Raw genomic sequence first — 4,549 nt, forward strand, 5'->3', positions numbered from 1 at the left:
CCCAGCTCTTGCAGAGAAGGTAAAAGTGGTTACAGGACAGGATTATCTATACTTCTATGATGCCGCTGCACCTATCGTAGAAAAAGATAGTATCGATATGGACAAAGTATACTTGAAATCTAGATATGACAAAGGGGAAGCAGCTTATTTAAACTGTCCAATGACTGAGGAAGAGTTTAATCGCTTCTATGATGCTCTTATTGAGGCAGAGGTTGTACCATTGAAGGAATTCGAAAAGGAAATTTATTTTGAAGGCTGTATGCCAGTAGAGGTCATGGCTGCAAGAGGCAGAAAGACGTTGCTATTTGGTCCTATGAAGCCGGTTGGCCTAGAAGATCCTAAAACAGGCAAAAGACCATATGCTGTAGTCCAACTGAGACAGGATGACGCTGCAGGCACACTTTACAATATCGTAGGGTTTCAAACACATCTAAAATGGGGCCCACAAAAAGAAGTACTAAAGCTAATTCCTGGATTAGAAAATGTGGAGATAGTAAGATATGGAGTAATGCATCGCAATACGTTCATTAATTCGCCATATGTTTTAAAGCCAACATATCAGCTAAAAGCTAACGAACAAATCTTTTTTGCTGGTCAAATGACAGGTGTTGAAGGCTATGTTGAATCAGCTGGAAGTGGGTTATTAGCTGGCATAAACGCTGCAAAATTGGCAAAAGGTGAAGAACTAGTTGTATTCCCAGCCGAGACGGCTCTAGGGAGCATGGCCCGTTATATAACAGAAGCCAACCCGAAAAATTTCCAGCCGATGAACATAAACTTTGGCTTGTTCGCAGAGCTACAACCTAAAGTAAGAGATAAGAAAGTACGCACAGAGCAGATGGCTAATCGAGCACTAACAACGATTCAAAATTTTATGAAAAGTACATCGATATAATTGCTAAAAGCCTCTAAAAAGTTGTATACTTTTAGAGGCTTTTACAATAGATGAATTGGAGTGGTTACTTGTGATTGGTAAAGAGGAACTTCATTCTTTTATTGCACATATACAATTAGAAAAAAATTATTCTAATCTAACAGTTCGAGAGTACGAAAAAGATATTATTCAATTTTTAAAGTTTATAGAGGCGGAGGGTGTCCAGGAATTAAATGACGTTGAATATATTCATGCTCGGTTGTATATTACTAAGTTGTATGATGAAAATTTAGCAAGAACGTCTATTTCTAGGAAAATCTCGTCAATCCGATCTTATTACAAATTTTTAAACAAGGAATATAGTATTCGAGACGATGCTTTTCAGTCTTTGTATCATCCGAAAAAAGAAACGAGATTACCACAATTTTTCTATGAAGAGGAAATGGAAAAGTTATTCGAGAAAAATAAAGGGACAGATCTATTGTCTGTTCGAAATATTGCCATACTTGAATTATTATATGCAACTGGGATGCGTGTGAGCGAACTTATTTCCATTGAAAACAGTCATATAGATAGTAGTTATGGTGTAGTGCGGGTTATGGGTAAAGGAAGAAAAGAGAGATACATACCAGTAGGAGACTATGCACTTGCTGCAGTTGAAGAGTATATGCACGATAGCCGACCTAAGCTGATGAAAAAAACTTCTCATCCATACTTATTTGTGAACAATCGAGGTGAGCATCTTACTACTGATGGGGTGCGTTATATCTTGAATAGTATGATTAAAAAAGCTTCTATGCATACAACTATATATCCTCATATGCTTCGCCATACATTTGCTACTCACCTACTTAACAATGGTGCTGATTTAAGAAGTGTCCAAGAGCTGCTAGGGCACGCTCATCTCTCCTCGACTCAGGTTTATACTCACGTAACGAAAGAGCATTTAAGAAAAACTTATATGAATGCCCACCCAAGGGCGTAACTACAGGAGGTCATACAATGGGTTCAATTCATGCAACTACTATATTTGCAGTTAGTCATAATGGAAGCTATGCAATGGCAGGCGATGGTCAAGTTACTTTAGGAAATCAAGTGGTAATGAAGCATACAGCAAAAAAAGTTAGAAGATTATTTAATGGTCAGGTTATAGCTGGTTTTGCAGGTTCTGTTGCAGATGCTTTTACGCTTTTCGAGATGTTTGAAGGAAAATTGTTAGAGTACAATGGTAATCTTCAACGAGCAGCAGTGGAGTTAGCGAAACAATGGCGTGGAGATAAAATGCTTCGCCAATTAGAAGCGATGCTTTTAGTAATGGATAAAAAGCACTTGTTGCTTGTCTCTGGTACCGGAGAGGTTATAGAACCTGATGACGGTGTTTTGGCAATAGGCTCAGGTGGTAATTATGCATTAGCAGCAGGAAGAGCATTAAAACAATACGCTGGAGACAAGTTGACTGCAAAGGAAATTGCAGAGGCTGCTTTGAACACAGCTGCAGACATTTGTGTGTTTACAAACCATCAAATAATTGTGGAGGTATTAGGTGAACATGAAGGAAACTAACTTAACCCCTAAACAAATAACAGAGCACTTAAATAAATATATTGTAGGCCAAGAAACAGCAAAGAAGGCTGTAGCAGTTGCTTTACGCAATCGTTATAGAAGACAAATGTTAAACGAAGAAATGAAAGCAGAAGTAATCCCGAAAAATATTTTGATGATTGGACCTACAGGTGTAGGGAAAACTGAAATTGCAAGAAGGATTGCCAAGCTAACAAAAGCCCCTTTTGTAAAGGTAGAAGCGACTAAATTCACAGAAGTAGGGTATGTAGGTAGAGATGTAGAGTCTATGGTTAGAGACTTAGTTGAGGCTGCTATTCGTATTGTAAGAGAAGAAAAGATGGAAGAAGTTAAGGATCAGGCTAGACGTTTAGCCAATGATGCTATTGTAAAGCTTCTTGTACCTTCTCTTAAAAAGAAGAATGTGGGACAAAATCCCTTTGAAGCTTTATTTGGTGGAAAGCCTGAAGATGATTCATCAGACACCGAGGATACAGATGTACGTATAAAACGTTCTCAAATTGCCGAAGATTTAAGAGATGGCAAGTTGGAGGATGAAATAGTAACGGTAGAAGTGACAGAACAGTCACCATCGTTATTCGACGCACTACAAGGTGGAGGTATGGAAAGCATGGGCATGAATATGCAAGATGCTCTTTCTAACTTAATGCCTAAGAAAAAGAAAAAAAGAAAAATGAAAGTAAAAGACGCTAGAAAAGTATTAATTCAAGAAGAAGCGGGTAAATTAATAGATAACGATGAGTTGTCACAAATTGCCATTGAAAAGACGGAGCAAACAGGTATTATTTTTATAGATGAAATGGATAAAATCGCTAGCAAAAATGGTGGAAGCTCTTCTGCTGATGTATCCCGTGAAGGGGTACAAAGAGATATATTACCAATTGTAGAAGGTTCAACAGTTACGACAAAATATGGAGCAGTAAAAACAGATTATATACTGTTTATTGCTGCTGGTGCTTTCCATATGTCTAAGCCTTCTGATTTAATCCCTGAACTTCAAGGACGCTTTCCAATTCGTGTAGAGCTTGAGAAGCTTACGAAGGAAGACTTTGTCCGAATTCTAAAGGAACCTCATCAGTCTCTAATAAAGCAATATGAGGCATTGTTATTAACTGAAGAAGTAACTATTTCTTTTTCAGATGAGGCAATTGAAAGAATTGGGGATATAGCATATCAGGTAAACCAAGAAACCGATAATATCGGAGCAAGACGTCTTCACACGATTTTGGAGAAAATTTTAGAAGACCTATCCTACGAGGCTTCAGATATTTCACCGGCTCAAATACAGATCACTCCTGCTTATATTGACTCTAAACTTGACAATATTGTGAAAAACAAAGATTTATCACAATTTATACTTTAAAATCCGATTCTTATTACTTTCAAAAACAATTAAAAACCTTTAGAATATTAAAATAAATAGGAAAATTACAATGGAGGCTTTATTTAAATGAATTTATTAGACAAAACACGCAAAATTAACTCGATGTTACAGGCATCTGCTGGGAAACCAGTTAACTTTAAAGAAATGGCTGCAACATTAAGTGATGTAATAGAATGTAACGCATTTATCGTCAGCAGAAAAGGAAAGCTATTAGGGCACGAAGTACACCAACAAATCGAAAATGATCGTATCATTAAAATGATGGAAGAGCGTCAATTCCCTGAGGAATATACAAAAAATCTTTTCCACGTTAGTGAAACGTCATCTAACTTAGATGTATATAGTGAACACTCTGTATTCCCTGAGGAAAATAGAGAATTATTTAAAGATGGTTTAACTACAATTGTTCCTATTATCGGTGGTGGAGAGCGTCTTGGTACACTTATTCTAGGACGTCTTAAAGATGAGTTCCAAAACGATGATTTAATCTTAGGTGAGTATGGTGCTACTGTAGTTGGTATGGAAATCCTACGTGAAAAATCAGAAGAAATTGAAGAAGAAGCTAGAAGCAAAGCAGTAGTACAAATGGCTATTAACTCATTATCATATAGTGAATTAGAAGCTATTGAGCATATCTTTGAAGAATTAGACGGAAACGAAGGACTTTTAGTAGCATCTAAAATTGCTGACCGTGTAGGAATTACTCGCTC

5 protein-coding genes are annotated in these 4,549 nt (G+C 37.1%); all 5 read left to right on the forward strand.

From position 1 onward, the window contains the following. Positions 1–895 (forward strand): FADH(2)-oxidizing methylenetetrahydrofolate--tRNA-(uracil(54)-C(5))-methyltransferase TrmFO (trmFO, locus tag AC06OU_RS00430; protein WP_475853363.1); only part of this gene is annotated, 895 nt, incomplete at its 5' end. Positions 896–965: 70 nt separating this feature from the next. Then, positions 966–1,859, forward strand: coding sequence for a tyrosine recombinase XerC (gene xerC / locus AC06OU_RS00435; protein ID WP_475853365.1), 894 nt, complete (start codon positions 966–968; stop codon positions 1,857–1,859). Positions 1,860–1,876: 17 nt separating this feature from the next. After that, complete coding sequence (gene hslV, locus AC06OU_RS00440) at positions 1,877–2,437, forward strand: ATP-dependent protease subunit HslV (protein ID WP_169358586.1); 561 nt, start codon at positions 1,877–1,879, stop codon at positions 2,435–2,437. After that, entirely contained in the window at positions 2,424–3,818 is a 1,395-nt protein-coding gene (gene hslU / locus AC06OU_RS00445; protein WP_475853367.1) for an ATP-dependent protease ATPase subunit HslU, read from the forward strand. Before hslV ends, hslU begins: the two co-directional genes overlap by 14 nt. Before the next feature lie 87 nt (positions 3,819–3,905). After that, positions 3,906–4,549, forward strand: a 644-nt coding sequence (codY, locus tag AC06OU_RS00450; protein ID WP_475853366.1) for a GTP-sensing pleiotropic transcriptional regulator CodY, incomplete at its 3' end; no start/stop codon positions are given.

The sequence above is a fragment of the Psychrobacillus sp. genome (assembly GCF_056205495.1).

Bases quoted from the DNA above. Each gene is read 5' to 3' on its own strand.
- hslV (WP_169358586.1), top strand. From the start codon at position 1,877: ATGGGTTCAATTCATGCAACTACTATATTTGCAGTTAGTCATAATGGA.
- hslU (WP_475853367.1), top strand. From the start codon at position 2,424: ATGAAGGAAACTAACTTAACCCCTAAACAAATAACAGAGCACTTAAAT.